The sequence below is a fragment of the Cronbergia sp. UHCC 0137 genome, from assembly GCF_034932285.1.
GTDB lineage: Bacteria > Cyanobacteriota > Cyanobacteriia > Cyanobacteriales > Nostocaceae > Cronbergia.
This window is the reverse complement of record NZ_JAYGHC010000027.1, coordinates 1-2228: the sequence shown is the minus strand read 5'-3', so window position 1 is coordinate 2228 and position 2228 is coordinate 1. Positions and strand designations below refer to the sequence as shown.

The following is a 2228-nucleotide window of genomic DNA, read 5'->3' as shown; positions in this document are numbered from 1 at the left end:
TATTTCTGCAATTTTTATTACCATTATTAACTCCTTAATTGAGTAAATTTTTTCGGCATGATTCTATTATAAACTACGCAGTAATGGTAGGGTAGGAAGTTTGATGGTGATAATTCTCAGGTAAGATTAATATTTCCAGGTGTATCTGTGATGGTTTTATTGTATTCTCTTATTTACACGATAGCTACGCTCGCCGAACGCATCGCTCCCCTGGCCGTAAGCATCGCTGCGATACTTACAGACAGCGCAACGCCGTACACATCGCTCGTGATAGTTGGGTGAGATGATGTGAACAGATACAGGGTTTTTGGGTTGTAATAAGTGCGTTATTAATGTGGGTATTGTTGGGTTGACGCAAGGAAACCCAACCTACAAAATACTACTTTTTAATACCTTTTATAAATTCTGTTCTTGCATCAATAATGGAAGGCATTAAAACACAATTTACTAACAAATCTATATCTAAATCTGGCAATAATTTACTTTGATTAATTTGCTCATAATTATCATTTTTGAGATGATAGAGAGATAATTGATTATTTTCCCAAAACCAAACTTCGGTAATATTAAATCTTTTGTATTTTTCTAGTTTATCAATACTACCACTGGTAATATTAACCTCAATTGCTAAATCTGGATTTTCCTTTTTTTCTCCTATATAATAAGATTCATCAGGTTCAAAGGAAGCACTTTTTTCTTTTGCGCGACGAGTAGCACTACCTACTGGGATGAAGTTTATACCTTTTTCAAAAAAGTATAATGCTAAGAATATAGCAATTACACTTCTAATAGTTTCGTGTTGTTCACCAAGTGTCATAAATTCGATGCACCCATCAAGATAAGTTATCCGCAAACGTCCTGGATCTGCGGTTAAGGTTTCTATTGTTTCAAATTCCTCCCAGGTGTAATAACTAGGTAGAAGAAATCGCTGTTCGGAAATTGTGGTGGTTTTGTCTAAGGTTTGGATAGTCATAGTAATTTTATGGTTATGACTTTAATCTTGATTATAACTCATGGTCGGGTGATAATTCTCAGGTGAGGTGAATGTTTCCAGGTGTATCTGTCATGGTTCTATTGTATTCTCTTATTTACGCGATAGCTACGCTCGCCGAAGGCATCGCTGTAAGAATCGCCATACACATCGCCGAAGGCATCGCTCCCCTGTCCGTAATCATCGCTGCGATACCTACACGCCGTACACATCGCTGTAAAGATCGCTGGAGGCATCGCTATCATCGCCACAGTAATCCCTAGTAAGTTTGAGTGAGATAATGTGAACAGATACAGGGTTTTTGGGTTCTAATTTAGTATTATTAATGGTGGGTTATGTTGTATGCTGAGTATCATTAAATTTTGCGTTTCCCCTGCCTAGTTGCTAATGATGAGTTAAAATAAAAGTATTGTCTACTCAAATGGGAAGATTTATGGAGAACTTACTACCTCAAAACATTTTACAATTAACTATTGCGGAAAGAATCCAATTAGTCCAAGATATTTGGGATAGTATCACTGTAGATGCTGATAATGTAACTATTAGTGATGCTCAAAAAAAGGAATTGGAGAGACGTTTAGAACTTTATTATCAAAATCCTCATCAAGTCTTTAGCTGGGAGGAAGTGAAACAAAAATTTAATCGTTAGTTAATATATGACTTACAAAATTTTCATTACACCAGAAGCAGAACTTGATTTAGAGGATGCCTATAATTGGTATGAACAGCATACTGTTGGATTAGGTTCTGAATTTATTCGTGTTGTTGATGCTAGTTTTTCAACTATTCAACGTAATCCTTTTGCTTGTCCAATTGTTCACGAACAGGTTAGAAAAAAGTTAATTCGCAAGTTTCCCTATGGATTACTTTATATTATTATAGATGAAACAATTTCTATTATTGGTTGTTTTCATGTTAAGCGTGATCCGCAACAATGGGAAAGGCGTTTATAAGATTTAATTCAGGTGATAATTCGCTCACAGGTTTTTTGGACTGCGGATCGCCCCATTAATCCCTAGCAATACTTGAGTGAGATAACGTAAACATATACAGGGTAAGGTTTTCAGGTGCGAACTTCTTGCAGCAGCTCTTCGCTATCGCTCTAATAATCCCTAGTAATGCTTGAGTGAGATAACGTAAACAGATACAGGGTAAGGTTTTCAGATGCGAACTGCTTGCAGCAGCGCTTCGCTATCGCTCTAGTAATCCCTAGCAATAGTTGAGTGAGATAATGTAC

At 36.5% G+C, this 2228-nt stretch carries 3 protein-coding genes; 2 read left to right on the top strand and 1 reads right to left on the bottom strand.

Going from position 1 to position 2228, the window contains the following annotated elements; translation table 11 throughout:
- Positions 1–379: 379 nt before the first annotated feature.
- Positions 380–973, bottom strand: a complete 594-nt coding sequence (locus VB711_RS15165; protein WP_323286958.1) for a Uma2 family endonuclease — start codon at positions 971–973, stop codon at positions 380–382.
- Positions 974–1424: 451 nt separating this feature from the next.
- Between VB711_RS15165 and VB711_RS15160 the strand changes: the two genes are divergently transcribed.
- Together VB711_RS15160 and VB711_RS15155 are read left to right on the top strand one after the other, a co-directional pair.
- Positions 1425–1640 carry an addiction module protein gene (locus VB711_RS15160; protein WP_323286957.1) on the top strand — a complete coding sequence of 72 codons (216 nt, stop codon included), beginning with the start codon at positions 1425–1427 and terminating at the stop codon, positions 1638–1640.
- A gap of 7 nt (positions 1641–1647) precedes the next feature.
- A complete protein-coding gene (locus VB711_RS15155; RefSeq protein ID WP_168491952.1) occupies positions 1648–1944 on the top strand; it encodes a type II toxin-antitoxin system RelE/ParE family toxin in 297 nt (98 codons plus the stop codon).
- Positions 1945–2228: the final 284 nt, after the last annotated feature.

Excerpts from the sequence above, each read along its gene's own strand:
- VB711_RS15165 (WP_323286958.1), bottom strand. The coding sequence starts at position 973 with ATGACTATCCAAACCTTAGACAAAACCACCACAATTTCCGAACAGCGA.
- VB711_RS15155 (WP_168491952.1), top strand. The coding sequence starts at position 1,648 with ATGACTTACAAAATTTTCATTACACCAGAAGCAGAACTTGATTTAGAG.
- VB711_RS15160 (WP_323286957.1), top strand. The coding sequence starts at position 1,425 with ATGGAGAACTTACTACCTCAAAACATTTTACAATTAACTATTGCGGAA.